Below are 24,966 nucleotides of genomic sequence, written 5' to 3'. Positions count from 1 at the left end.
AACGGCATCATGAGCGTTTGCCGCTGGTCTGCCCCCGCCTTGCTGCTTAGTCTCTCAATAACGGTCGGAGGTACATGTATGAATCCTAAGGTTGCGGCACGTCAGGCAAGACTGCTCCAGATGCTGGAGCGCAAGGAGGAGATCCGGATCGGGCGTGAGCGGGACTGTCCCCTGCCACTGGCCCAGCTGCTCAAGCTGACCGAGGATCACCCGGACGTGCTCAGGGTCTATCGCCATGGCCTCACCGCCGAGGTGTTTCACCTCAAGGTCGAGGGCCACCACTGGTGCCTCAAGCGGCGCAGGGCCGACTCCCTGGTGGCCAATGTGGACGGTCAGACCGCCTTTCTCACCGAGCTGGAGCGGCGCCGGGAGATAGAGAGCCTGCGGGAATTGCACCCTACCATCCTCTCCCACGTGGTCTGCACCTGCTTCGGCTCGGCCCGGGCCGGGGTGCTGGTCTCTCCCTGGCTCAGGGGGGAGCCGGTCAAGACGCTGAACCGGCGCAATCTCGCGCAGATGCTGGCGGTGCAGGCGGAGCTGGCCCGCTGGGGCTGGTTTGACTGGGATCCGAGCCCTGGCAACCTGCTGGACGACGGCCAGCAGATCTCGGTGTTCGATTTTGGCTACATGTGGCCCTTCGATCCCCGCCACGAATTCAACTCAAACGGCCTCGCCGACCCCGAGTTCCATGTGCCCGAGCGGCTCGAGACCCGCACCCTCTCCGGCCTCTGGCTGGACGAGAGGGATCCCCTGCCGCTGTTTCGCCACTGGCGCACCCTCTGCCTCGCCTGGGCGGCGGGCGAGCTGCAGTACCTGCACCGGGAGGGGGCGAGCCCCGCCGTGCTGGCCCGAGTCCAGGCCCTGCAAGAGCGCTGGCTCGCCGCCCTCGGGAGCGACGAGGCGCTGGCCGCGAACTGGTGGCGGGACATGTATCGCAGCCATCGGCTCGATATCGACGACGATCTCAGCGGCAAGAGCTGCGGCCCCCTCACCCTGCGCCGTCTCGACTGGCTGGAGGAAGCGGTGCGGGATCACTATCCGTCCCTCGCGGGCAGCCTGAGTGACGAGGAGGCGGGACTCGGCCAGCAGGGCTTGCTGGCGCGGCTCGCGGCCCTGCGCGAACCGATCCGGGCATACCTGCTGCCCCGGCCCGTCTCAATGGCATAAAGGGGAGGGGGGAAGTGGCAGTCTGAGCCAGCGGCGTGCGGTGACAGAAACAGAAGAGGGGCTCAGGGCCCCTCTTCTCATGGATTGGGTCTGGTCATCAGCCTGCTCAGTCGAGCAGCTCCTGATGCAGGCGGTTGACGATGTGGCCCGCCTCGCTCTCTTTTACCAGGAAGCAGAGGTTGTGGGCGCTGGCGCCGTAGCAGATCATGCGGATGTTGTGCTCGCGGATGGCGTCGAACACCCGACTGCCCACACCCGCGGCCTCGCTCATGCGGTTACCGATGAGGGCCACCAGGGCGAGGTCTGTCTCCACCTCCACCTTGCACAGCTGACCCAGCTCCGCCAATACCTTGTCACTCAGGATGGGCTCGCCGTTGCTCTGGCTGCCGGTGTGATCCAGGGTAAGCGACACGCTCACCTCCGAGGTGGTGATGAGATCCACCGAGATGCGGTGGCGCGCCAGTATGCCGAACACCTCGGCCAAGAAGCCGTAGGCGTGGAACATGTTGAGGCTGTGCAGGGTCACCAGAACCTGGGATCGGCGCAGGGCCACGGCCCGGAACAGCGGGTTGGTGGTGGTGCTGGCGCGGATCCAGGTGCCGCCGGCGGCCGGATCCCTGGCGGAGCCGACGAAGACCGGGATGTCCTGGCGCAGGGCCGGTTGCAGGGTGGCCGGGTGCAGCACCTTGGCGCCGAAGGTGGCCATCTCGGCCGCCTCCACGAAGCTGATCTCCGGGATGGGGCGGGCCCGGGTGACCAGGCGCGGATCCGTGGTGTAGATGCCGGGGACGTCGGTCCAGATCTCGATGCTGTTCGCATCCAGCGCCTCAGCCAGCAGGGCCGCGCTGTAGTCGGAGCCGCCGCGCCCCAGGGTGGTGGTGCGGCCATCGCCATCGGCGCCGATGAAACCCTGGGTGATGACCAGGCTGTCACCGAGCAGCGGGCCCAGGCTGGACTGGCAGAGTGCGCGGGTCGCCGCCAGATCCACGCTGGCCTTGCCAAAGCGGCTGTCGGTGCGCATCAGCTGGCGCGCATCCTGCCACTGGGCCTTGATCCCGCGCTGGTGCAGCAGTTCGGTGAAGAGGCGGGTGGACATCAGCTCGCCGCAGGCGATGAGCCTGTCGGCGAGTTCGGCATCGGTGTGCTGGCTGGCCTGACGGGCCATGGTGCGGATCTCGGCGAGCTGGCCGTGGATGAGGGCGCTGACCTCGGCCGGGTTGCCGAGCGCGGTCAGGATCGCCTGCTGGATGTCGGCCAATTTGGCGAGCTGGGCATCCTGGCCCACCTCGTCCAGTTCCCCCTGAGCCAGGCTCACCAGCAGGTTGGTGACGCCGGCGCTGGCGCTCAGCACCACCACCCGGGTCGCCGGATTGGCCAGTACCACGTCGGCACAATGGTTCATGGCCGCGGCATCGGCGACACTGGTTCCGCCGAACTTGGCGACGTTGATCTGGCTCATAACATACTCCTGTCTCAAGGTGAAAATCCGATTTCAGCAGGCAAAAGAGAGGAGGAGGCGATAAATGGCAGGAATAGCGAAGGATCCCGGCCAGAAGCACTCCATCCGCGGTGCCCATCCCACACCGAACCCGCTTTGAATGCGGTGTGGGATGCACACGACCGATGACAACCCGGGGGATTCAGCCCCCGCAGCCGACGTGGTGGTCTCCAGCGACCCGCCTCGTCTCGGCGCTGCTCCCCCTGACCCAAGTTCATCGGACGCTGGCGTCCTCCCTTGGGCTGCCTGGGCAGCGCTCCTCTTCTGGTGCCACCTCGGAAGGCGGCGTGCATGTAGAAATACCCTGCACTGGAATGCACTGTCAATCGAGTTCGCAAAAAAATCAACAATCGACAGGAACCCAACACAAGATCAATCAGTTAGCTAAATGCTTCGTACAAAGAGTTACAGTATTGTCTTGGACAGTACCTTGGATCTGCGCTGCCAGTTGTAGAAGCGCTGGCGCGCCACCGGCAGATCTTCCACCTCCAGCGGCTCGAATCCCCGCTCCCGGAACCAGTGGATGGAGCGGGTGGTGAGCACGAACAGGCGCTCGATGCCGAGCCGTTTGGCCCGCTCGGCCACCTTGGCGATGAGCTGATCCCCGCGGTTGGAGTTGCGGTACTCAGGGTGGATGGCGACGCAGGCCATCTCGGCCATGGCCTCCTCCATGAAGCAGTAGAGGGCGGCGCAGCCGATGATGAGGCCGTCCCGCTCTATGATGGTGAACTTGTCGATCTCCATCTCCAACTGCTCGCGGGAGCGGCGCACCAGTATGCCCTCCTCCTCCAGGGGGCGGATGAGATCCAGGATGCCGCCGATGTCCTCGATGGCGGCGGCCCGCGCCCGCTCGGCGCTCTCCCGCACTATCTGGGTGCCGAGGCCGTCGCGGCTGAACAGCTCCTGCAGCATGGCGCCGTCGTCCTGATAGCTCACCAGGTGGGAGCGGGGCACGCCGCCGCGACACGAAGCGATGGCCGCACGCAGGTAGCGGGCGGTGCCGGACATCTCTTCCCCCGCCTGCTCCAGCTCCACCAGGAGCTCTTCGGCCTGCTCGGGGAAGAGCTCGGAGATGGCCTCGCCGTGGCGGTCCATCACCCCCTGGGTGCTGCTGAAGCAGATGAGTTTGTCGGCCTTCAAATCCACCGCCACCCGCCGCGCCACCTCTTCCGAGCTCAAGTTGAAGCTCTCGCCGGTGACCGAGCAGCCGATGGGGGAGATGAGCACCATGGCCTGCTGATCCAACTGGCGACGGATCCCCTCCACATCGATGCGGCGTACCCGGCCGCTGTGGCAGTAGTCGACGCCATCCTCCACCCCGAGGGGCTGGGCGGTGACGAAGTTGCCGCTCACCACGCTCAGGCGCGCCCCCTGCATGGGGGTGTTGGCGATCCCCATGGAGAGCTGGGCCGTGATGTCGTACTGCAGCCCGCCACATACCTGCTTGATGATGTCGAAGCTCTGATCGTCGGTGACCCGGATGCGCCTGTGGTACTGCGCCTCTATGCCGGCACGGGCCAGCGCCTCGTCGTTCTGCGGGCGCGAACCGAATACCAGCACCAGTCTGATCCCCAAGGTCTGCAGCAGGGCGATGTCGGTGACTATGTTGGCAAAGTTGGGGTGGCAGAGGGCTTCGCCCCCCATCATCAGCACGAAGGTGGCACCTCTGTGCACGTTGACATAGGGGGTGGATTGCCGAAAGGCATAGACCAGGCTGGGTTCGCGTTCACGCACTTGAGACTTCTTCCATAAAAAAACAGCAATTTGCTCAATATATGAAAATAAATTCACAAATCAAGACTAAATATTGATTTGGTGGGCGATCCCGTCATTTATCTCATCCAGGAGGGCGGGGGAGGGGGCAAAGCGGCCTGGATAAGGCCATGCCCGGCCAAGTTGATCCCATGCCATAACCTGTTATCTTCGATACTCCTTTTCGTCAGTCGCGACATCTCGCGAGTTTTATACAAGGACAGGGCATATGGAGCAGATTATTTCACCGGCAGAGGCGCTGCCGGGTCGACGTGAGGCGCTGGTGATAGGCCAGCAGCACGCGGTCAATGGCCACCCGACCCAGGGACCCTGGCCCGAGGGGCTGGAGTCCGCCTGGTTTGGCATGGGGTGCTTCTGGGGCGTGGAGCGCCTGTTCTGGCAGCAGCCCGGCGTCTATTCCACCGCCGCCGGCTACCAGGGGGGGCTGACCCCCAATCCCACCTACAAGGAGGTGTGCAGCGGCCTGACCGGTCATGCGGAGACGGTGCAGGTGGTGTTCGACCCCAGGGTCATCGGCTACGGCGACCTGCTCAAGCTGTTCTGGGAGCAGCACGATCCGGCCCAGGGCATGCGTCAGGGCGGGGATGTGGGCACCCAGTATCGCTCGGTGATCTTCGTCGGGGACGAGAGCCAGGAGGCCATCGCCCAGCAGAGCCTGGCCGCCTTCCAGCAGGCCATGGCGGCGAGCGGTGACGGCCGCACCATCACCACCCGCATCCTGCCGCTGGCGCCCTTCTACTACGCCGAGGATTATCATCAGCAATATCTGAAGAAGAACCCGGAAGGCTACTGCGGCCTCGGGGGGATCGGGGTCTGCCTGCCTCCCAGCCTGAATCGCTGAGTCGCGGACAAGGAGTAAAAAGGGGTCTATCTGGCCCCTTTTTCTTGGAGTAAAAGCTGGTTGAAAGAAAATTGAAAAAAATCTGTCACGGCGGGGAACTTAACTGAACCAGGGCTGACTAATAGGTAGCTACCAAGGATGGCAGCCAAGACCAGACACATTTTTCTTGCCTCGAGATTCATTCAACTTAGACAAGCGCGATGAATTGAAAATGATAGCAAGCAGGGCTGCCCCAGAGGCGGCCCTTTTCATGGGCGGCGTTCTGCGCAACACCCTATATGGTCTGTAAAATCAGTGACTTGGCTCGAGTGAGCTTGAGGTCGCGCCAGGCAGCCCTAGCGGATGGCGCTGTCGAACAGGTTCTTGATGAGATCGATGAATTCATCGAGGAAGGCTTGCTGGGCCGGGGTGGGGGCGCGCAGCCAGACCGCGGAGAGCACCTCTTCCAGATCGGCGACCACGGCATCGGCCTCCTGCATGATGAGGAAGCGCACCTTGGCGTCGAGCTGGGGGTTCTGCTCGCAGATGGTCATCAGGTTGCCGGCCACCCGGCCGCTCACCAGATCCTCAATGGTCTGGCTGCCTGTGCCCTGCTGCTGGCTCTCGAACAGGGCCAGACTCTCGACCAGATACTCGATTAGCGCAATGTACCCTTCGCTCTCTACCACCATGATGGCTGCCTTCATTCAATCTGCGGGAAGTGGGCGTATTTTAGTGGCTACCCCTGGCTTGGCAAGCGGCAGTGCAGGCGATGGCGGATAAAACTGACTCCGCCGCGCTCAACGGTTTCCAATCCGGTCTGCTCAAAGCCGTGGCGCAGAAACAACCCCAGGCTGAAGGTGCTCGCCTCCGTGGTGAGCATGCGAAGATCGAGGCGTCGGGCATAGTGCATGGCGGTCTCGAGCAACCGGCTGCCGAGCCCCAGCCGCTGATGGTTCGCGCTCACATAGAGCAGGCTCAGGTGACCGTCATCGCTCAGGGTGACAAAACCGAGTGGCCTGGCTGGCGGGGTACCCTGCTCCGTCATCTGCGCACCCACTTGCTCCGGCGCCTGTTCAATCACCCAGCCATGGTGTTCCCGCAGTTGAGTGACGAGGCCCGGATGGCGAGCCCCCTGGGCCCACTGCTCCACCTGCTCGGTGCTGTAGTGCTCGGGGCCGGCTTGACGCACCGACTGCTCGAACAGGGTGAGCAGGGCGGGGATATGACCCTCGTCCAGGGGGACGACTCGATAGGTGGCTGAGTTCTGGGATTGAGATGAGTCTGGCATGGGAGGGCTCATGGTTTGATGGGAGAAGATGCGTGCGAAGATGCTTGGGGGCGCTTGGCCTTGGGCAAGCCCGCCACCACCCGCTCATAGGAGTGCACTATCCAGCCCTGCCAGAGCTCGGCGTCCAGACTCTCGCTCAGGGTGACCGTGTTCCAGTGCTGCTTGTTCATGTGCCAGCCGGGTTTTACCTCGGGGTGGATCTCCCGTAGCAAGAGCGCGAGTTCCGGCTCGCATTTGAGGTTGATGGTCAGGGGCTCGGCCTGCCAGTCCACCAGAGCGAACATCTTGCCGGCGATGCGATAGACCAGGATCTCGGGGCCGAACGGCGTATCTTCGGTGGTGCCGGGCTGGCTTAGCAGGAATTCACGTAACGATACAAGGCTCATACAGGACTCCATGCTGGTCCGATGATAAGTGGCAGCATATTCAGCGGGGCGCCCCATCTGTTAATATGCCAGCCGAGTATATCCCCCAACTCCCCGGGAGCCCATAAGATGTTGTACCACAAGACCTTTGAGCTGAGCCCCGAGCGGGATTGGGTGGTGTTCGTGCACGGCGCCGGCGGCAGCTCCTCCATCTGGTTCAAGCAGCTGCGCGCCTATCGCGAGCACTTCAACGTGCTGCTGCTGGACTTGCGCGGCCACGGCCAGTCCAACCAGTTGCAGCAGGTGGTGCAGGGTCACTACAGCTTTCGGGCCGTGACCGAGGACATACTGCGCCTGCTGGATCACCTGCGCATCCCCCGCGCCCACTTCGTCGGCATCTCCTTGGGTACCATCCTCATTCGCCACCTGGCGGAACTCTGCCCGGAGCGGGTCAAGAGCATGGTGCTCGGCGGCGCCATACTGCGCCTCGATATCCGCTCCCAGACGCTCGTGCAGCTTGGCCGGGTCGGCCAGCACATCCTGCCCTACATGTGGCTCTACCGACTGTTCGCCTTCATCATCATGCCGCGCCAGCACCATCAGGAGTCCCGCAACCTCTTCGTGCGCGAGGCTCGCAAGCTCTGCCAAAAGGAGTTCAAACGCTGGTTCCGCCTCGCCACCGAGGTCAACCCCCTGATGCGCTACTTCAAGGAGCGGGCGCTACCGATCCCGACCCTCTACCTGATGGGGGAGGAGGATCATATGTTTATCGCCCCGGTGCGCGAGCAGGTCGCCCGCGACCCCTACAGCCAGCTCGCCATCATCGAAAACTGTGGCCATGTCTGCAACGTGGAGCAGCCGGAGCACTTTAACCGGCAGTCGTTGGCGTTTTTACAAGGTAGATTGGGCTGAGTAAAACGCAGCCCAACGCTTATCAATGTTCAATAAGGTGCAAGTTCATGTTATTTACGACTCCTGCCTTTCGGTTTATATGTATCTAATGCTTTTTGTAACCAGCCGGCGTGCTCGGTTATATTTTTTACGACCCAGGTAACAAATGCTTCAGAGTATCGAGCTCTATCGGTGAAATTGTACATATCTGAGTTTTTATTCGTCTTTATTTTATGTTTAAAGACGATTGCTTGAAATGAATGCCTATTTATTTTTGCTGCTTTTTGTTTGGCATTTATTGCTAAAATTGCATCATCTGTAAAGTATGGATGGGTGTCATTGAGGTTTTTTGCTTGAGTTATTATTACTGCTTTCTGCCCTTGCTCTCCTGTGCTCAATACCAAATCTGATTTATTTGGATTTCGAACAAGAGCAAGCATGTATTCGATGCTAATGGAAAATTTATCAGAGTTTAACGCTCTGCTAGTATCTTCAAAGGCTTTAATGAATTTATCAACTTCCGTGGCTGTTAATACACCATAATTTTCTTTAATAACACCTATTTCAGGTGCAGGGCCGTCGATAACTAAACTAAGCATTCCCACACTCTGCCCTGCAAGAGGTGAGTTGCCCATTTGCTTTCTATATCTGTCTTGATAGTTAAAAACGTTAGCTTGGAATAGGCGTGAAAGTTGTGGCTGTAACTCAGGGATAAGCAAGTGAGTCGCCTGATCTCGCAGCAAGATCAATGTGTCAATATTTCGCTTAACTGGGTCATTACTTTGAATTCTAAGAGGAAGTGCATCAGAGATTGAGATGCTTTTCCCATTTTTATAAAAAACCTTCTCCTCACCGAATGCATCTAGTATCTCAGCCTTTAAGAAAAGCTCCCAGGCGTTGACCATCATAATAGTGAATGCTTCGACCCGATTACATAAACTAGGCCTATTATAAACCTCTAATGCAAGAGTAAATGCGTCAAGGCTCCTCTTGATTAGCTGTTGGTACATTTTTTCTTGTGGCGTTATTTCTTTTGATGATGTGCTTTGAGACATAAGTCTAATAAACTCATCATTTGATATATTTGTTAGCCCTTTTGAAATGAAATAGTTATTTTCTGATTTGAATATGAACTTTCCTTTTAATTTTTCGCTTATATATTTGATGACACTTTTAGGATTGTATCCGGTGGCAGCTGCAGCTTGTGCTACTGAGAAATATTCGTTGTTTTCTTCTTTTTCTCTGAAGAACTCGAGTAATAGTATCCGTTTGTCTTCTCTAGTCATTTACAAAGTCCAGCTAATTGTTTATAGTTTTAATAAGTTGTTTTTTGTGAAAAAACATTAAATATTTTTATTGGGGTTTATTCTGTAATCTTTGGATAAACATTCTTGTAATACAACCCCAAAACAACGATTGCTTACACCCATTGATTCTTACCCAAACTCGGTAGGTTCGATTAGCGGAGCGTAATCGGACTTTCGAGAATTGTTTTTGGTCTTGTAAGCAGATGCTATAAATCATATGCGACAAGGAAGAAAGGCCCATCTGGAGATGGTATCAAGCAGCCACCAGTCTGTTGAGTGAAAAATCATCCAACGAATGGAATTTGAATGACTCTTTGAAGCTGATCAGATTTCAACACACTCAATACCCCGTCATCTCCAGATAGCCCAGCCCTGTTGCATCTCCCTCCACCGTTACCGCCCCCTCCCAGTAGTCAAAGCGGCCTGTCATGGCCTGAGCCGGCTGGCGGGCACGGATTATGAGGTTCATATCTCCGGCCCTGAGTTGCCACTCGACGGGGTAGGGCTGACCCTTGGGGCCGCGCCAGGTCTTGCCGGGAGTGAGAATGATGGAGTCTGGCGGCAGCACTCGGCTGCTGCCATCCTTGTCGATCAGGATGCCGTAGCGGTTCTCGGGCTGGTTTTCGGGATTGGCGCGGCCCGGTTTGGTGCGCAGGCGAAACAGCATCAGCTCGCGGCCATCACTGAGTTGCAGTGAGAACCAGTCCCAGCCCGCTTGCCAGTCCGCCAATACCGAGCTGCTCCACTCGTGATCGAACCAGCCCTGACCGCTGACCTTGCGGGTCTCGCCATCCAGGGTCAGGGTGCCGACAAGTGCCAGGCGGGGGAAGGAGTAGTAAAACGAGGCGTTGCCCGGGCTCTTCTCGCTGTAACCCGCCTTGCCTTGCAGCACCGCGGGTTTGCGATTGCTTACTCGAAGATCCAGCTGACCGATGGTGCTATCGACCTTGAGGCGCGCCGGGAAGAGCGCCGTTCCCTCGGATTTAAGCGCCCACTCCCTTAGCCAATACTCGCCCTGGCTGGCGCCCGCCAGACCCGGCCCCTGGCGGCTGGCGCGCTCGTCCTGTAGATGCTTACCGGTGGCGAGATCCGTGATGGCAAATTGCGCCAGCCAGAGCTGGGGGGTGAGCCAGGGATTGACGAGTGGTTGCTCTCGCTCCGCACCTTCCTTATCAGCTGTTTGCCTGCCAACTTCTGGCTTATCACTCCCTTGCCATTCGACCCCCTGGCGAAACAGGGTCCACTGCAGGCCATACTCGCGTCCCTGCTCGTCTTTGAGGTTGCCGGTGAGATACCACCATTCGGATCTGTAGTCTGGGTGGGCGCCGTGATCGGCGGGCAAGTTTATTGTCTGCCCCGGCTGCGCCTTCTTGAAGTGATCGCCGCCGCTGCCCAGCACGGCCCCGAGATCCTGGGCTTGAACGCTCATGCCAAGCAGGGCACACAAGGCTGCCAGCAGCTTGGCCCGCAGTGAATGCTTCATACCACTCTCCTCGCGGCAAACCAGGAGGCCAGGGCGCCACACACCGGTGCCAGCAACAGCGCCGTGATGGCGTGAGTGGGGGCGGCTTCGAATGCCAGCCGCCAGCCGAAGGCGCGGGGATTGACCACTTCGATCAGCACCCAGGCCAGGCCATAACCCACCGGCAGGGCGAGCAGGGCGGTGAGCAGCCCAAGCCCGGCGCCCTGCCACACCAGCAGCTGGCGACAGCGACTGGGACTTAATCCCAGACTCTGCAAGGTCTGTAGCTCACTTCTCCTGGCGAGCCCCAGCACCATAAAGGCGGAGCCTATGCCGACAAAGGCTATCCCCAGGATCAGCAGTTTCAATAGCTCGGTCACCACAAAGGTCTGATCGAACACCCTGAGCGCCGCGGCGTGGATGGCGGGGGCGGGCAAGAGGTTGATTGTTTCCCCAAAGCGCGCCCGCAGCTCGTCGGCGAGCCGCTCCGGCTGAGGGCTAAAGAGCGCCAGGGACTGTACGGATCCGGTTTCGAAGTCGTGCAAGACTTGCCCCTTGTCGCTGCCGTAATCCTGATAGACGCCGGTGACCTGCACCGATCGCGGGCCCGACTCACTCGTGATCACAAGCGTCTGGCCAACCTTGACCCCGAGGCGCACCGTCAGCGGCTCGCTCGCCAGCACTTCGCCCGGCCCTGTTGGCCAACGGCCGCTCAGCAGGGGATAGGCGGCTTTGAGCTCCGGGATGGCGTCCATCTGGGCCCATTCGATGGGCTGCCCCTGCCAGCGGGCGGGCTGCACCGAGCGGCGCGAGGCGGCTTTGAGTTCGGGGTTGGCGAGTATGGCGTCCAGGGTCGGCTGATCCAGCGTGCCCCTGCTGCCCGCCGCGCCCCTGGGGGCGCTCACATAGAGATCGGCGGCGAGACGCTGGCCCAGCCAGATCTCCACGCTGGTGCGAAAGCTCGACACCATGACGCCGATGCCGATGGCGGCGGCGATGGCGAGTTGCAGCGCCATCACGGCGATGGCGGTGCGATCCAGATGATATTGGGTCTCGGCGACGGCCAGCCTCAAGGTGAGGCCGCCGCACCGGCGCCGCAATAGACCCAGCACCCAGCGCAGGGCATCCGGCAGCCATAGGGCCATGGCCAGCAGCCAACCGCCGGCAATCAGCAGAGCGCCGGGGAGCCCTGTCTGGGGCAGCGCGAGGCAGAGGGCGCAGATCAGCAGGATGGCGAGCGCCAGCAGGCGTCGGCGCCAGGGATGGGCGCTTACACGCAACTGGCCTTCCCGCAGTTGCAGGGGGGATTGGCGCAACAGTGCCCACCAGCCGGGCAGGTTGGCGGCGAGCGTCCCAAGCAGACCCAAGGCTGCGGCCTTGATGAGACCCGCGGGGGAGAGGCGCAGGAGATCGATGGGGTTGGGGCCGTAAAGGTCTGCCAGTGCCTGGGTCAGCTGACCCATCAGCGACTTGGCGAGCAAGACTCCGAGCACCAGGCCCAGCAAGGTACCGACAGAGGCCAAGATCGCCAGTTCCAGCCCCAGCCAGAGCAGCACTCGGCGCGGCGGCATCCCTAAGATGATCAACTGGGCGAGCTGGGGGCGGCGCACGCTCTGCACGAAGCGCTGGGCGTTGAACACCAGGAACAGCCCCACCGCCATGGCGAGCAGGGAGAGGGCGCTGAGGTTGAGCCCCAGCGCATCGCCGAGCAGGCTGGCATCGAGCGCGGGGCTGATGGGTTCTAGCCACAGCGGCTTGGGCAGTCTGGCTTGCAGTGCCGTGGCTTCTGCCTCGCTTAGCTTGAACAGGATGCGATCCAGCCGCCCGCTCTTGCCGAGCAGGGGCTGGGCGATGCCGAGATCGGTGAGCAGCAGCCGCTCCATGGGCACGGCGCCGGGCTCGAAGGTGCCCGCGAGCGTCAATTGGAGTGACCGCTCACCCTGCAAAAAGTGGCGGGTCTCACCGACGGTCCAACCGAGCCGTTTGGCTTCCGGCTCGGCGAGCCAGACGCCATCGGCCCGCGCCAGGGAAAATGACTCCTTATCGCCGCCTTGTTTGCCTGAGCCGAGCAGAGGGCTCAAGGGGCCCGGGTTCAGCAGATCGATGCCGAGCAGCTGGAAGCTGCGCCCCTGGGCGTCTTTGAGCCAGGCGTGCACTTGGGGCAGGGCAGCGAGGGCGCGCTCGCTTCGCACCAGTTTGACGTAGAGTTGCTCGTCCAGGCCGCCGCTCGGCGCCAGCCGGTAGTTGGCCTCCCCGGCGAGCTGGCTGCGGGCGGCGACGAAGTTGGTCTTGGCGCTCTGGTTGAGCAGCTCGATGGCGACCACCAGTGAGACCCCCAGCATCAGGCCGGTGAGGCTCATCAGCAGCAGCCAGGGGTGGGCGCGGTAGAGGCGCAGCAGCGCCTTCAGGGGCAGCACGGCTCGGCTCCTTGCGCGGGATCAGGGGTTCGGTTCACCACCAGATCAGCCATGGGCATTGCCCTTGAGCGCCACCAGCCGCCCGCCTTCGAGGCGCAGCACCCGATCCGCCAGGGCGCCATAGGCCGGGTTGTGGCTCACCAGCAGGAGTCCGGCCCCCGTCTCTTTCACCGCCGCCATCATGAGCGCCATCACCTGAGCGGCATTGTGCTCATCGAGACTCCCGGTGGGCTCGTCGGCCAGCAGCCACTGGGGTTGATGAATGAGTGCCCGGGCCAGGGCGACCCGCTGGCGCTGCCCGCCGGAGAGCTGTTCCGGCCAGGCGTGGCGTTTGTCCGCTATCCCAAGGCGAGTGAACAGGGCCTCCAGCCGCGCAGGCTCGCGGGGCAGGCCGTTGATATCGAGCGGCAGGCAGCAGTTCTCCTCCACAGTCAGGGTCGGCAGCAGGTTGAAGTCCTGATAGACGATGCCAAGGTGGCGACCACGCAGGCGGGCCCGCTCGCCGCTCGGCTGGTTGTCGAGGCGGGTCTGCCCGAGCCAGACTTCCCCCTCATCGGGGGCTATGAGGCCGGCGATAAGGTTGAGCAGGGTGGACTTGCCCGAGCCGCTTTGCCCCAGCAGCAGGCAGGCTTCACCGGCGTGAAGACGCAGATCCAGCCCCGCAAACAGGGGGGGAGAGGCGGCGTCAGCGTCGAAGGACTTGCTCATGTTTTTCAGGCTCAGCATGGGATAACCGGTTGATGGCCAATGGCTTTCACAATGTCTGCCACTATGCCAGTTAGTGATCCCGGCTGCAAAAGGGATGAGGATCCTCGCTGGATCCCGCTCGCCAGAGGTGGTTAGAATAGGGGCCTCCATGGGTCACAGGATGAGCAAGGATGTTACACAAGCAAGTCAGTTTTATCGTCGACAGCAAGGGCACCAAGCAGGCTGCCGTGGTCCCCATCGACATCTACAACGAGCTGATGACCCTGCAAAAGGCGCTCTCCGACAACAAACCCGGGGAGCGCGAGCTCTACCACTTCAACGGCAAGGGGGCCGAGGCCCATGGCTACCCGGTGGGCAAGCGGCAAAATCCCGGCTTCATGGTGCAGGCGGGATCCACCGCCAACGGCGAGGATGCGGCCTCCTTGCGCGAGGCGGTGATCGAACTGCGCCTCGAGCTGTTGGATAAAGGGGTGTTGAGCGCGCGGGCCGAGGGTGGCTTCGTGTTCGTGGCCGATCAGCTGTTCAACAGCCCTAGCCTGGCCGCCAGTCTGGTGGCGGGCAACAACCGAAGCGGTCTGGACGCCTGGCAAAACAGCGCCGGCTATACCCTCAAGCAGTCGGGATTTGGCAAGAAATAACGGCTGACGGCGAGGGTTTCCCCTCACGAATCTATGTGCTGCGGCTAAAAGAACGCGGCCCCTCCATTGAGCGAGAGGGGTCGCGTTTTTTAATGGCTCATTTTTTCTTGCCGGTTAGCAGCCAATAGCAGAGCGCCGAGCCAAAGCCGCAGCTGGCGATGGCGATGGCCATGGGCAGGGGGGATTCGGGCGGATTGAGGTTGACCAGGATCCCCACCAGGGCACCGACCCCGAAGCGCAGGGTACCGGCGAGCGCCGAGGCGGTGCCTGCGGATTGGGGGAAGTGACCCATCAGCCCCGTCATGGCGTTGGCCCCCACCAGGCTGATGTGACCGACGAACAGCACCACGGGGATGACGATGCCCCACAGGCCCCCGGTCTGGCTCCAGGCGTTGTAGATGAGCAGGGCACCCGCGAGCGGCAGCATGGTCAGGCCGTATTGCAGCATGCGTTCGGCACCCACCCCCTTCACCAGCCGGCTGTTGACGAAGGTGACCACCATCATCAGCAGGATATTGAGGCCAAACAGCCAGCCGTAGTGCTCGGTGGGCACGTGGAAATACTCGATGTAGACGTAGGGGGAGGCGCTCAGGAAGGCGAACATGCCGGAGCTCGACAGGGCGCCGCACAGCACATAGCCCATGGCGCCGCGGTGGGAGAGCACCCCCCAGTAGTTGCGCAGCACCTGGCCGAGTCTGAGGGGCTGTTTGTGCTCGGGTTTGAGGGTCTCCGGGATCTTCCACTGGAGCACCAGGCAGATGAAGAGGCTGATCCCCACCAGCAGCCAGAAGATCACCCGCCAGTCGCTGTGGGCGCTGATGTAACCGCCCACCACGGGCGCCACCAGGGGGGCCAGGGTCATCACCAAGATGACGAACGACATGGCCCGCGAAAACGCATCCTTCTCGAACAAGTCCCGCAGCAGGGCATTGACCACCACGGATCCCGCGGCGCCGCCGGCGGCCTGCAGCATGCGCCAGGCCAGGAGTTCCGGCAGGGAGTCCGCCATGGCGCAGCCCACCGAGGCGACGGCAAACATGGAGAGGCCCGCCAGGATCACCGGCTTGCGGCCAAAGCTGTCGGCGAGCGGCCCGTAGAACAGCTGGCCGATGGCGAAGCCGCCGAGGAAGGCGCTGATGGTGAGTTGGGCGCCGTCTATGGTGCTGGCCAAGTCCCGGGCGATGGCCGGGATGGCGGGCAGGTACATGTCCACCGCGAGCGGCGTCAGACCTGCCAGGGCGCCGAGCAGGATGAAGAGGAAACGGGGTGAGAGGGTCGAGGCTTGAGGCATAGGCTATCCGAGTCGTGAACAAGGCCGGCAAGGGGCAAGTGTTCAGTCTATCAGCTTTGGCGCCCTAGAGCAGGCTTAACCTGGCCCTGGGGGCGAGGTCTGATCTGCTGCTAAATCAGGGCGCTACCGCCATGCCCTTAAGGCCTGCGCCTTTGGTCCTAGCCCTGCGCGGTGGCGGCCGGGGTCGGTCGACGGGCGGCATAGGCGACGCGGCCGGCGAGCATGAGCCAGCCGAGTAACCCCAGCAGGGAGAGACCGTTGCCGAGGCGTTCGGGCCAGCGCTGCGTCAGCCTGAGGCTGAGGGTGTGGTTGCCGGCCGGCACCCAGACCTGCAGCAGCCCCTGGCGGTTGGCGCTCACCGTCAGCATCAGCTCCTCGTCCAGCCAGGCCTGCCAGCCGGGGTAATCGTACTGGTGCAGCACCAGCCGGGTGGGGGCGCTGGCGCTCACCGCCAGCTCCAGCCTGCGGGGCTGCCAGGTCAGCACCTTCCAGCTGGCTCCCGCCTGCTCCGTGCTGACGGGGGGCAAAAACTCCTCCTTCCAGGCGAGCAGGCTGGGGGCGAACAGGCCCCCCGGCACCTGGCTGGGCCTGTATTCCCTGGCGCTGCGCTTGCTGTCGAACTCGCTTGCGATGGCGAAGCGATCCGGCGCCTGGGTGAGGGGGGCGTGGCGCACATAGGCGACGGCGCTGGCGAGGGTCAGCAGCAGCAGGCCCCACCAGAGCCACTGCCAGGGCCTGTGGGCCGGGGGGCCGAGGGCCACCACGGCCACCGTCGCCAGGGTGAGCACCAGGTTAAGCCGCCAGGGGAACTGCACCCGCTGCAGGGGAGGCAGCAGTTGCCAGATGGGCTGACTCGGGGGCAGCATCATCAGGAAGGCGGCTACACCTATGGCCCCCCAGCAGAGCAGTTCGGGGTGATAGGGCTCGCGGGTAGCGGCCCAGGCCAGCAGCAGCAGTCCCATGGTCAGCACGCTCTGCCAGGCGAGGTGGCCGCGAAAGCGCCAGTCATCCAGGCCAGTGGGCAGGCGATCCAGAAAGTTGCGCCTAAAGTCGAACATGCCACCGCGCATCAGCTCCATGGAGATGGCCCCCTGATCCAGCAGGGCGGGCAGCAGCAGGGCGGCCGCCATGCAGAGCCCGAGCAGCATGCCCCCCAGGGTGAGCCAGCAGGGGCTGAGGGTGCGCCCTCGCCAGGCCTGCCAGAGGGCGCGCAGGCTGATGAGCCCCAGCATCAGCAGCAGGCTGGGCAGGTGGGAGTAAGCCAGCAGCGCCAGGGCCAGGGCCAGCAGGAGCAGGCCAAAGCGCTGGCGCCGGATGGCGAGATCCTGCCCAAGCAGGATGAGCGGTGCCCAGACGAAGGCCCAGAACTCGGCGAGCGCGAAACGGGCGTAGAGATCCATGGCCAGGTGATAGGGCAGGGCCAGGTAGATCAGACTGACCGTGAGGGCCCGGCCCGGGGAGGTGAAGCTGCGTAGCCACAGATAGGCAGAGAGCCCGGAGAGCAGCAGCGCCAGACTGGCGCTGGCGAGCAGGGGATAGACGGCTTGGTGGGGCAGGGCGGCAGGGCCCGCAAACAGGGCGCTGACGTAATAGGGGAGCGGCGGATAGAAGAAGAAGGTGGGGCTGCCAAAGCCGCCGTTCATGGCCATCAGCCAGCGGGGATAGAGCTCCCCCTGCCAGAGCTGCTGGGCGAAATAGTGGCCGGAGAGCAGATGATGGAAAAGATCGTGCCCCCGGGTGCCTCCCTGCAGCCAGAGCGGCAGCAGCAGGAGCGTGGAGGCTAGGATCAACACCGGCAGGGCGAGCGCCCACTCCCTCATACCCTTCATCAACGGCCACTCCCTTGGCGAATGCGCAGTGAGTTTAGTCGAGTCGGGAGAGGGAGCCTATAGGGTCTGTTGTCCCCATATGGTGGGCAGGCAGTTCAGCCCTTGCGTGGTATGGCGAGCCAGAGGCCGGGCTCGGCGCCAAAGCGGGGGGCGAACCAGTGTGCCTCGAAGGGGTGGGGCAGGGCATCGGCAGTCAGGGGACGGCGGCTGAGGCGGCAGGCCCCCTGGCTCAGGGCGAGGCGGGCATCCCCCTGATACCAGCCATCGGTGACGGGCAAGGTCGTGCTCTCGCGAAGCAGTCGCACGCCCCACTGGGTCACCAGGGCCGGGCAGTGCCGTTTAGCCATAAGCTTTGCCTGGGCCATGGCGGGCAAGGTGGGCGGGGTCAGGGTGGAAATAAGCAGCGCAAGGGCCCCCAGCATGGCGGCGTTCACCACATGTTTCGCCGCAGGCAGCCAGCCAGAGAGCAGGATCAGCCCCAGGTAGACGATGGGCGCAAGGTGGCGGGGATTGTCCGGGTTCTGGCCAAACAGGGTCCAGAGCAGCAGGGCCAGCCAGCCTAGGGTCCAGCTTCTGTCGAGAGGTGTTGACCTGGTCTTTGACCAGTGCGGCCAGAGCAGCAGCCCCATCAGCAGGGGCCAGAGCGGGCCGAGCTGGGCACCGAGGGTCTGGCCCCAGCTCAGCAGCCGCGAGCCGTGGGCCGTCGCCGTGTTGCCCCAGAGGTGGAAGTGGCCGTCGGTGAAGCGCCGCCCCTCGGCAAAATAGGCCCAGCCATCCCCTTGCCAGACGAACAGCAGGCAGGCCAGCCCCACCAGGGTTATGGGGGTGAGGAAGGGGAGCCTCTGCCCCCTGTGTTGCCACCCCTGCCAGAGCGGCAGCAGGGCCAGCACGAAGTAGGAGGGGCGAAGGGCCAGCAAGAGCCCCACCAGCAGGCCCGCCAGGTCGAACCGACGGTATTGCAGTGCCAGCAGGGCAGCGATCCAGGCGGCCAGCGCAGGCCCGTCCGAGAGGCCGGAGAGCGCCAGGGTCGGGGTGAGCGGGAGCGCCATCCCCATCAGCCAGACCGGGGCCAGCAGGGCGGGACGTTGCCAGAGCCGTGCCGCCAGCCAGGCAGACAATGGGGGGATCAAGGCGCTGCCGAGCAGGCTGGCCCAGTGCACGGCGTGAGCAGGATCGTCCACCGCCAGGTTGAGCAGGCGGGCGAGCCAGATAAAGGCGGGGTAGCCGGGGAAGTGGGGAGAGAACTCCAGCACGCTGAAGCGCACCACCCCGTGGGCGAAATTGACGGCATCGTCGGAATCGAGTGCCACGGGGAAGGCAAAGAGCCAGCCCATCCAGACCCCTTGCAGCAGGATCAGCAGCCAGATGGGAGGCGAGCAGGGGGGACCCCAAGGTCGGGGGGCCTCCTTCCCCCTCATCCCCGGCCCTTCTCCCACCGGGGGAGAAGGGAGCATATCGGCATGCTTGAACACTGATCGGCTGAGGTGATCAGAGGGGCGCCAGCACGGCCATCAGCGCCTGCTCGGCGGCCTTGAACGCCTCGGGATCGGCGGTCTTGGCGCCCACCCCGAACACCCCCGGGTTGCCGATGGCATCCAGCACCTTGGCGAGGGCCCCGTCTGCGGCCTTGCGATCCCCTTCACTCAGGGAAGGCAGGATGAGATCCAGGAAGCGCTTGCTCTTGACCACCAGCACCTTGGCGGTCTGATAGTCCCCCAGGTTCTGGCCGGCCCCCTCGAGGCGACGCTCGATCTCGGCCTTGTAGGCGCGGTTGAGCAGGGTTGCGGTCGCCGCCGCATCCTTGGCCTTGATGGCCTCGGCGAGCGGTGCCTGCAGCACCACCTTGTGATGCTGCTCGAGGTAAGCGAGCTCCTCGGTGAGGCTCGCCAGCACGGCGCTGGCATCCTGGCCTTCGCTGGCCGCGGTCAGCAGCTGCTCGCGGGCGTCGATCAGGGGCTCCTTACCTGCCGCCGCGTAGGAGTAGGCCTGGGCCTGCCCCATGGTCGTCAGCAACAAGAGGGCGATAAGAGCGCTGCGTAAGATCATCCTGTTCTCCTTTATCGAACGTGGCCTCAGGCCACGCTCCGGGTTTCGATCACGGTATTTTCGTTGCGGTGGTTGAAGGTGACAGGGCGTCTGTCCTCTTCCTCTGCTGCCATATCAGGCCACGCTCTGGGTTTCGATCACGGTATTTTCGTTGCGATGATTGAAGATGGCGTACCGTCTGTCCACCCCGTCGATCACCATGTCGGCGGCCATCAGCCCCATCTCCATGGCGGTGTCGGTGAAGATGTAACGAAACGTCCCCTGGCGACCGCTCATGATGAGGTTGCCTATGGGCATCAGTTGTTGGATGGCCGCGTCCCGCCGCCCCTGATAACCGAGATCCATCAGGGGGTAGGCATATTCGCTGCGGGCCTCGAAAGTCTCCTCTCCGAGCTTGCCGGTATCGACGCCGAGGCTCGCCAGATCCTGGCAGACCCGCTCGCGCAGGGTGGCAAGCGGCGCCTGCCAGGTCTCGTCCCCGGGATTGCAGGGGACTTCCAGCATGACCGAGGTCTTGCCCGCGGGGGCCATAAAGGGGCTGCGTCGGCGCGGCTCCTGCAAGCGGGTGGCGAGGATGTGCGGATCCGAGAGGTACTGCCAGGTGTTGTCCGACAGGTTCTCCTGGTTGAGTGGCATGTTGACGAAACGCAGGGCGCGGTAGTGCAGATCGCAGGGCAGGCCGAGATGCTGGCAGGTCAGCGGCAGGGGCAGGGTGGAGATCACCTGATCGAAGGCCTCGTCATGATCTACACCATCTTGCTGCCAATGCACTCGCTGGATGCGGCCATCTGCCTCGGCGAGGCGGCTGATGGTAGCCCCTGTCTTGAGCACGACCCCTTCGGCCACCAGCCGTTCGCCGAGGGTGGTGAAGATCTGGCCGAAGCCGTACTTGGGGTAGCGGTACTTGCGGGCATAGGTGCGCACCGAGAGGTTGCCCTTGCGCCTTGGCAGCAATCGGCGAGCCACGTCTTTCAAGTCGATGAGGCTGATGCGCTGACCCGCCCAGTCGGCGGAGAGGCGGTCCGGGTTGATGCCCCAGAGTTTGCCGGTGTAGCCCTCGAAGAACTGGCGATAGAGGGTGCGACCGAAGTGGCTCTGGATCCACTCGGCGAAGCTCGCCTTGGCGAAATCGCTGGGCTTCTTGGCGAAGGGGAGCAGCAGCAAGTCCTTCATGGCCCCCGTCATCAGGGAGAGGGGCGCGGTCTTGAGCAGGTTCGGCAGGTTGAGGGGGTAGTCGTAGGTGCGCCCGGCGAAGCGGATGACGCTCTTGCGCTCCGCGTGCAGCAGATCCTCCCCCATCAACTCGTCGATGAAGGCGAGCAGCTCCGGGTTCTTGGTGATGAAGCGGTGGCCACCGTAGTCGAAGCGGTAGTCCCCATCCTTGCCCGTGAAGCACTGGGTGGCGCACATGCCCCCCACCACGGCCTCCTGCTCGAACAGGGTGACCGCAAAGCCCGCGCTGCGCAGGCGCCAGGCCGCCATCAGACCGGCCGGACCCGCGCCCAGCACGGCAATCTTCTTACTGCTGTTATCGCCCATCAATCTCTATCCACGAAACAAGGAGAAAAGGGGGCCCGCAGGCCCCACTACTGAAAAAAGCTGGCTTAGGCCTGCTTGGCCGCGGCCGGTCTGGGTTGGTAGTTGCGATACCAGATGGTCACGAAGACCGCCAGATAGACCAGCCAGGTCGCCAGTTGCAGGCCGGCCGGGGAGGCATTGTAGCCGAACAGGGCCCGCAGGAAGGTACCGAACACGCCCCTGTCGTCGAGAATGTGACTGATGTTGAACACGGGCTCGGTCCAGAGGGTGATGATCCCCGCCGCCTGCAGCATGTTGACCGCGGACGACAGCAGGCCCGCGGCTATGATGATGATGAGCAGACCAGTCCAGCGGAAGAAGGGGGCCAGCGCCACCTTGCGGGTGGAGCGCAGCAGCCCCCACACCAGCACCATGGAGAGGGCCAACCCGGCCAGGGCGCCGATGAGGCCCTGATGCAGGCTCACCCCTTGCCCCGAATAGACCAGCGCCGAGAAGAAGAGCACCGTCTCGAAGCCTTCTCGCATCACCGCAAGGAAGGCGAGCAGCACCAGGCCAAAGAGGTTGCCTCCGTCGATGGCCGCATCGATGCGAGCCGTCATGGCCCCTACCTGGGATTTGGCCTGCTTCTGCATCCAGACCGCCATGTAGCTGAGCACCAGGGTGGCGAAGATGAGGATCCCCGCCATCAGCAGGTGGTTGTAGCGTTCGCTCTCGAACTGGCTGACCACCACCTGGAACAGGAAGGCCACCGCCAGCGAGGCGATGAGACCCAGCACCACACCCAGGTAGATGAGTTTGTTGTAACGGCTCGCCCCCAGCTTGGCGAGGTAGGAGAGGCAGATGCCGACCAGCAGAAAGGCTTCCAGCCCCTCGCGCAGGGTAATGAGGAAACTTGCGAACATCAGGGATGTGGCTCCAGGTTAAGGGGATGAGTGAGGACGAGGGGCTGCGGCGACGGGACGGACTGCAAGTCCCGCAGCTGCAGGTGGTTGAGGATCACGATGGGGGGCTCGGGCAGATCCGGTTCGCCTTTGCGCACTATGTCGTTGACCCACTTGGGATAAGTTCGGAAATTGAGTTTGATGTCGACCTGGAAGGGGCCTTTTGCCTCCGTCGGCAGCGGCCAGGCCTCGTCTCGCCAGCCATCGGCCGGGATACGGGTATCTTCCAGGAGCTTGGCGTAGCGCCAGAATTTGAGCCCCACCGGCTTGCCCTCCGCATCACCGAACACCTTCCTGAACAGGCGCGCATCTTCGGGCACGGCGCCGTCTACCGGCTGGCCGCTTTGCAGCACCACCTGGCCGTTGGCGTCGGTGAGGGTCAGCTCCAGCCAGAGCTCACGAAAATCGGCGACCCCGGTGGGCAGGGCGTGGCCGGCGCCTGTGTTGGCGACCCGCACCACCAGGGTCGGTTGTCCATTCTTTTCCTCGATGCGAGCGGAGAGGGTGGCGCTGGAGCGCAGCAGGGTCAGGCTCTCCTGCTCGAGCTCAGGATTGCGCAGCCCCACCAGCTGGTGCTGGGCGCCGGTGAAGTTGTGGCGATAGAGGCGCGCCTTCGGGGTGCCATTCTCGGTGGACTGGCCGGCCACGGGGGCACCGCCGTTGCCGGGCTCCGGGTTCATGTGGCAGTCGATGCAGGTGCGCCGCGCCGCCGGATCCTCTGCCTTGGCGAAGCTCGAATTCTGCCACTCGTCCCAGGTGTTGACAATATTGGCGCCGCTGCCTGGGGCGAACTCGTTGTGGCAGGATTTGCACAGGGCCGCGTCCTGATAGAAATCCTTCTGATAGGAGGCCTTGTGCATGGCGGGGCGGGCGTTGATCTGGCGCTCCGCCAGCCAGTGGCGTGTGCTGCCGCCGGGGGCATCCTCGAACACATAGCTCTCGCGGTCCTTGAGATTCACGGTGAAGGCGCTGTTGCCGCCCGCGTCCTCGAGCCTGGTGATGCGATGGCAGAGCAGGCAGCCTGTGCCCTCTTCCACCACGGGTTCCCCCGCCTTGTGGGCCTCGATGAGGGAGGTCCCCCCTCGCTCCAGCATGTGGGAGCCCTTGGGCAGATCGGTCTGGCCGGTCAGCACCTGCTGGGGCATGTGGCAGCCCTGACACCACTGGCCGAAGGCCTCTCCCTCGGTCTCGCGGGCAAGCGCCTGCACCGCCTTGTAGTAGGGATGGGAGTTGCCCATCAGCCTGTGGTTGCTGTCGCTCCAGTCTGCGAAGGCTTGGGCATGGCAGTTCTGGCAGGAGGCGGAGTTCAGCCAATCCTTCAGATGGGTGACAGGGGCCTTGGTCGGATCCGTGCGCGGGGCGTCGAGGCGCAGCCAGTTTGCGAGATAGGGCAGGTTGCCATCGGCGGTCACGAAGGCGTGCAGGTCCTCCATCATGGCTTTGACCTCGGGCTGGGGTCTGGCGGGATCCACCGGCTCGGCGCCGTCGCGGCCGTCATGGCCCATACCGCCCTGGGTCTGCTGGATCATGCGCAGGTACTCGCCGACGAAGTCTCCTGCCACCATGTTGGCGAGGTTGGCATGGCCGTTGATGGCGTTGTCCCGACTCTTCTGGCGATGGGCCTGCATCAGGAACTTGTTGGTGAAGTTGAACCCGTCCAGATGGCAGGAGTTGCAGCTCATCCAGTTGTCCCCCGCCATGGGGAAACGGCCGTTGCCATTGCCGATCGTGCTGCCGAGGGTATTGCCGAGATTGAACAGCCGCTCGCCGCGCTGGAGGGCGGCAGGGCGAGGATCGGACTCCACCAGCTTGGCGAAGTGGGGCACATCCACCGTCACCCGGGCGAAGGGGCCGCTGTCGCCGCTGGCAAGACGGGTCAGATCCTGGCCCATGACGTTGTGCACCAGGATATGGTCGCCGTCGATGAGCAGATCCTGCGGGTTCTGGCCTGGCAGGTGGCGCAGCAGCTGGGTCGCCTTGGCGCCGCCCTGGAACTTCTTGCGTCTGTGGCGGTTGCTGTTCTGCTTGCCGCTGCGAGATAGGTCGAACACCAGCAGATCTTCCGAGCCCGCCAGGGTCAGGTAGACCCGCTTGCCGTCGGCGGCGAAGCGGGCGGCGAAGGGGTTGGAGACGATCTGGCTGCGGTTGCCGACGTTGGGCAGGTTTATCTGCAGGAACAGCTGTTTGCGCTCGTCGACCCGCTCGGTCTCGGTGTCCAGATCGATGATGGAAACCGCCGGGAAGACGGTGCTCTGGAACTGGAAGGGGTGGTCGAAGCTCCAGAGCACGTGGGGCAGCCAGGCCTCGGTGCCATCGGGGGAGAGGGCTATGCCGTCCAGCAGGCGTGGCAGCCCCTGGGAGTCGCTCGGAGTGGGGCTGTGAGTCTCGGCCAGGGTGATGAGCCTGGGTTTCTCAATGGCCGCCGCCGTCGGCGCCTTGCCGAGGTTTTTCAGGTTGTAGATGGCAAGCTGGCCCGTCATGGCGTGGGTCAGCAGCAGGCGGTCGTCATCGGTGAGCGCCAGCCCGCGGGGAGTCTCGGCGGTAGGGAGATCCAGTTGCAGATCGCCGTCCTCGTCATAGGCCTGCAGGCGCGCCGACTCGAACAGGCTGACCCAGAACCAGCGCCGCTTGGGATCGAAGATGATGCCATAGGGGCGATGGCCGGTGGGAATGGCCTTCTTGAGGTCGAGATCTTCACCCAGCAGCAGCAGGCGATCGCCGCCGTAATCGGTGACCAGCAGGGTGCCGTCATCGGCCCGCGCCAGCTGGCGCAGATCTCCGCCGAAGTTAGCCTCCTTGAGCCGCTCGCCGCTATCCCGCGCGATCAGGGTGACGGAGCCGCCGCCCTGGTTGGCGGTGACGAGGCGTGGGGCCTTGCCCTCGTCATAGGCTTGCAGGGCCGAGCCCATCTGCTGGGCCTGGGCCGGTGTCATTCCCAGCAGCAGGCAGGCGAGCAGGAGAGAGAGAATCCGGTTAACCATGG

Annotated in this window: 20 protein-coding genes and 1 riboswitch; of the genes, 4 read left to right on the top strand and 16 right to left on the bottom strand. The window is 63.2% G+C overall.

What is annotated here, in order from left to right; all coding sequences use genetic code 11:
• The first annotated feature begins 78 nt into the window (after positions 1-78).
• Positions 79-1,167: a hypothetical protein gene (locus ACRCYW_RS08250; RefSeq protein WP_438549630.1), complete on the top strand. Its 1,089-nt coding sequence runs from the start codon at positions 79-81 to the stop codon at positions 1,165-1,167.
• Positions 1,168-1,273: 106 nt separating this feature from the next.
• Here ACRCYW_RS08250 and lysC read toward each other — a convergent pair whose 3' ends face one another.
• Positions 1,274-2,626: a lysine-sensitive aspartokinase 3 gene (gene lysC / locus ACRCYW_RS08245; protein ID WP_438549629.1), complete on the bottom strand. Its 1,353-nt coding sequence runs from the start codon at positions 2,624-2,626 to the stop codon at positions 1,274-1,276.
• A gap of 86 nt (positions 2,627-2,712) precedes the next feature.
• A riboswitch (Lysine riboswitch) is annotated at positions 2,713-2,937 on the bottom strand.
• A gap of 133 nt (positions 2,938-3,070) precedes the next feature.
• On the bottom strand, positions 3,071-4,399 hold the full coding sequence (gene argA / locus ACRCYW_RS08240) for an amino-acid N-acetyltransferase (RefSeq protein WP_438549628.1): 1,329 nt from the start codon (positions 4,397-4,399) through the stop codon (positions 3,071-3,073).
• Between the two features lie 247 nt (positions 4,400-4,646).
• Between argA and msrA the strand changes: the two genes are divergently transcribed.
• Positions 4,647-5,279: a peptide-methionine (S)-S-oxide reductase MsrA gene (msrA, locus tag ACRCYW_RS08235; protein ID WP_438549627.1), complete on the top strand. Its 633-nt coding sequence runs from the start codon at positions 4,647-4,649 to the stop codon at positions 5,277-5,279.
• A 335-nt stretch (positions 5,280-5,614) separates the two neighbouring features.
• On the opposite strand, the gene ACRCYW_RS08230 is transcribed toward msrA, so the two are convergent.
• From ACRCYW_RS08230 to ACRCYW_RS08220, 3 genes are read right to left on the bottom strand one after another with little or no spacing between them, the layout of a single operon-like run.
• On the bottom strand, positions 5,615-5,950 hold the full coding sequence (locus tag ACRCYW_RS08230; RefSeq protein ID WP_438549762.1) for a DUF3802 family protein: 336 nt from the start codon (positions 5,948-5,950) through the stop codon (positions 5,615-5,617).
• Between the two features lie 47 nt (positions 5,951-5,997).
• Positions 5,998-6,561, bottom strand: a complete 564-nt coding sequence (locus ACRCYW_RS08225; RefSeq protein ID WP_438549626.1) for a GNAT family N-acetyltransferase — start codon at positions 6,559-6,561, stop codon at positions 5,998-6,000.
• Positions 6,558-6,935 (bottom strand): MmcQ/YjbR family DNA-binding protein, encoded by a 378-nt coding sequence (locus ACRCYW_RS08220; protein ID WP_438549625.1) that lies wholly within the window; start codon positions 6,933-6,935, stop codon positions 6,558-6,560. Before ACRCYW_RS08220 ends, ACRCYW_RS08225 begins: the two co-directional genes overlap by 4 nt.
• Before the next feature lie 108 nt (positions 6,936-7,043).
• Here ACRCYW_RS08220 and ACRCYW_RS08215 point away from each other — a divergent pair, with 108 nt between their 5' ends.
• Positions 7,044-7,826, top strand: a complete 783-nt coding sequence (locus ACRCYW_RS08215; protein ID WP_438549624.1) for an alpha/beta fold hydrolase — start codon at positions 7,044-7,046, stop codon at positions 7,824-7,826.
• A gap of 50 nt (positions 7,827-7,876) precedes the next feature.
• Here ACRCYW_RS08215 and ACRCYW_RS08210 read toward each other — a convergent pair whose 3' ends face one another.
• From ACRCYW_RS08210 to ACRCYW_RS08195, 4 genes are all read right to left on the bottom strand, one after another.
• Positions 7,877-9,091 carry a DUF3644 domain-containing protein gene (locus ACRCYW_RS08210; protein WP_438549623.1) on the bottom strand — a complete coding sequence of 405 codons (1,215 nt, stop codon included), beginning with the start codon at positions 9,089-9,091 and terminating at the stop codon, positions 7,877-7,879.
• Between the two features lie 361 nt (positions 9,092-9,452).
• Positions 9,453-10,541, bottom strand: a complete 1,089-nt coding sequence (locus tag ACRCYW_RS08205; protein ID WP_438549761.1) for a lipocalin-like domain-containing protein — start codon at positions 10,539-10,541, stop codon at positions 9,453-9,455.
• Positions 10,542-10,591: 50 nt separating this feature from the next.
• Entirely contained in the window at positions 10,592-12,991 is a 2,400-nt protein-coding gene (locus ACRCYW_RS08200; protein ID WP_438549622.1) for an FtsX-like permease family protein, read from the bottom strand.
• Positions 12,992-13,036: 45 nt separating this feature from the next.
• Positions 13,037-13,717 (bottom strand): ABC transporter ATP-binding protein, encoded by a 681-nt coding sequence (locus ACRCYW_RS08195; protein WP_438549621.1) that lies wholly within the window; start codon positions 13,715-13,717, stop codon positions 13,037-13,039.
• A gap of 152 nt (positions 13,718-13,869) precedes the next feature.
• On the opposite strand from ACRCYW_RS08195, the gene ACRCYW_RS08190 reads away from it, so the two are divergent.
• Entirely contained in the window at positions 13,870-14,337 is a 468-nt protein-coding gene (locus tag ACRCYW_RS08190; RefSeq protein ID WP_011706372.1) for a DUF4357 domain-containing protein, read from the top strand.
• A 97-nt stretch (positions 14,338-14,434) separates the two neighbouring features.
• Here the strand turns inward: ACRCYW_RS08190 and ACRCYW_RS08185 are convergent, their stop codons facing one another.
• From ACRCYW_RS08185 to ACRCYW_RS08155, 7 genes are all read right to left on the bottom strand, one after another.
• On the bottom strand, positions 14,435-15,628 hold the full coding sequence (locus ACRCYW_RS08185) for a Bcr/CflA family multidrug efflux MFS transporter (RefSeq protein WP_438549620.1): 1,194 nt from the start codon (positions 15,626-15,628) through the stop codon (positions 14,435-14,437).
• 158 nt (positions 15,629-15,786) lie between these two features.
• Entirely contained in the window at positions 15,787-17,457 is a 1,671-nt protein-coding gene (locus ACRCYW_RS08180) for a hypothetical protein (protein ID WP_438549619.1), read from the bottom strand.
• A gap of 95 nt (positions 17,458-17,552) precedes the next feature.
• Positions 17,553-18,818, bottom strand: coding sequence for a hypothetical protein (locus tag ACRCYW_RS08175; RefSeq protein WP_438549760.1), 1,266 nt, complete (start codon positions 18,816-18,818; stop codon positions 17,553-17,555).
• Between the two features lie 127 nt (positions 18,819-18,945).
• On the bottom strand, positions 18,946-19,503 hold the full coding sequence (locus ACRCYW_RS08170) for a hypothetical protein (RefSeq protein ID WP_438549618.1): 558 nt from the start codon (positions 19,501-19,503) through the stop codon (positions 18,946-18,948).
• A gap of 114 nt (positions 19,504-19,617) precedes the next feature.
• Positions 19,618-21,042 carry an FAD-dependent oxidoreductase gene (locus ACRCYW_RS08165; protein WP_438549617.1) on the bottom strand — a complete coding sequence of 475 codons (1,425 nt, stop codon included), beginning with the start codon at positions 21,040-21,042 and terminating at the stop codon, positions 19,618-19,620.
• Between the two features lie 65 nt (positions 21,043-21,107).
• Positions 21,108-21,944: an FTR1 family iron permease gene (locus ACRCYW_RS08160; protein ID WP_438549616.1), complete on the bottom strand. Its 837-nt coding sequence runs from the start codon at positions 21,942-21,944 to the stop codon at positions 21,108-21,110.
• On the bottom strand, positions 21,944-24,964 hold the full coding sequence (locus ACRCYW_RS08155) for a YncE family protein (protein ID WP_438549615.1): 3,021 nt from the start codon (positions 24,962-24,964) through the stop codon (positions 21,944-21,946). The genes ACRCYW_RS08160 and ACRCYW_RS08155 overlap by 1 nt, the downstream gene beginning before the upstream one ends.
• Positions 24,965-24,966: the final 2 nt, after the last annotated feature.

This window comes from Aeromonas sp. (assembly GCF_051657805.1).
Lineage (GTDB): Bacteria > Pseudomonadota > Gammaproteobacteria > Enterobacterales > Aeromonadaceae > Aeromonas.
The sequence above is the reverse complement of the archived record's forward strand: the minus strand, read 5'-3'. Positions and strand labels throughout refer to the sequence as shown.

Bases quoted from the DNA above. Each gene is read 5' to 3' on its own strand.
- ACRCYW_RS08250 (WP_438549630.1), top strand. From the start codon at position 79: ATGAATCCTAAGGTTGCGGCACGTCAGGCAAGACTGCTCCAGATGCTG.
- lysC (WP_438549629.1), bottom strand. From the start codon at position 2,626: ATGAGCCAGATCAACGTCGCCAAGTTCGGCGGAACCAGTGTCGCCGAT.
- msrA (WP_438549627.1), top strand. From the start codon at position 4,647: ATGGAGCAGATTATTTCACCGGCAGAGGCGCTGCCGGGTCGACGTGAG.
- ACRCYW_RS08230 (WP_438549762.1), bottom strand. From the start codon at position 5,950: ATGGTGGTAGAGAGCGAAGGGTACATTGCGCTAATCGAGTATCTGGTC.
- ACRCYW_RS08225 (WP_438549626.1), bottom strand. From the start codon at position 6,561: ATGAGCCCTCCCATGCCAGACTCATCTCAATCCCAGAACTCAGCCACC.
- ACRCYW_RS08220 (WP_438549625.1), bottom strand. From the start codon at position 6,935: ATGAGCCTTGTATCGTTACGTGAATTCCTGCTAAGCCAGCCCGGCACC.
- ACRCYW_RS08215 (WP_438549624.1), top strand. From the start codon at position 7,044: ATGTTGTACCACAAGACCTTTGAGCTGAGCCCCGAGCGGGATTGGGTG.
- ACRCYW_RS08210 (WP_438549623.1), bottom strand. From the start codon at position 9,091: ATGACTAGAGAAGACAAACGGATACTATTACTCGAGTTCTTCAGAGAA.
- ACRCYW_RS08205 (WP_438549761.1), bottom strand. From the start codon at position 10,541: ATGAGCGTTCAAGCCCAGGATCTCGGGGCCGTGCTGGGCAGCGGCGGC.
- ACRCYW_RS08195 (WP_438549621.1), bottom strand. From the start codon at position 13,717: ATGCTGAGCCTGAAAAACATGAGCAAGTCCTTCGACGCTGACGCCGCC.
- ACRCYW_RS08190 (WP_011706372.1), top strand. From the start codon at position 13,870: ATGTTACACAAGCAAGTCAGTTTTATCGTCGACAGCAAGGGCACCAAG.
- ACRCYW_RS08185 (WP_438549620.1), bottom strand. From the start codon at position 15,628: ATGCCTCAAGCCTCGACCCTCTCACCCCGTTTCCTCTTCATCCTGCTC.
- ACRCYW_RS08180 (WP_438549619.1), bottom strand. From the start codon at position 17,457: ATGAAGGGTATGAGGGAGTGGGCGCTCGCCCTGCCGGTGTTGATCCTA.
- ACRCYW_RS08170 (WP_438549618.1), bottom strand. From the start codon at position 19,503: ATGATCTTACGCAGCGCTCTTATCGCCCTCTTGTTGCTGACGACCATG.
- ACRCYW_RS08165 (WP_438549617.1), bottom strand. From the start codon at position 21,042: ATGGGCGATAACAGCAGTAAGAAGATTGCCGTGCTGGGCGCGGGTCCG.
- ACRCYW_RS08160 (WP_438549616.1), bottom strand. From the start codon at position 21,944: ATGTTCGCAAGTTTCCTCATTACCCTGCGCGAGGGGCTGGAAGCCTTT.
- ACRCYW_RS08155 (WP_438549615.1), bottom strand. From the start codon at position 24,964: ATGGTTAACCGGATTCTCTCTCTCCTGCTCGCCTGCCTGCTGCTGGGA.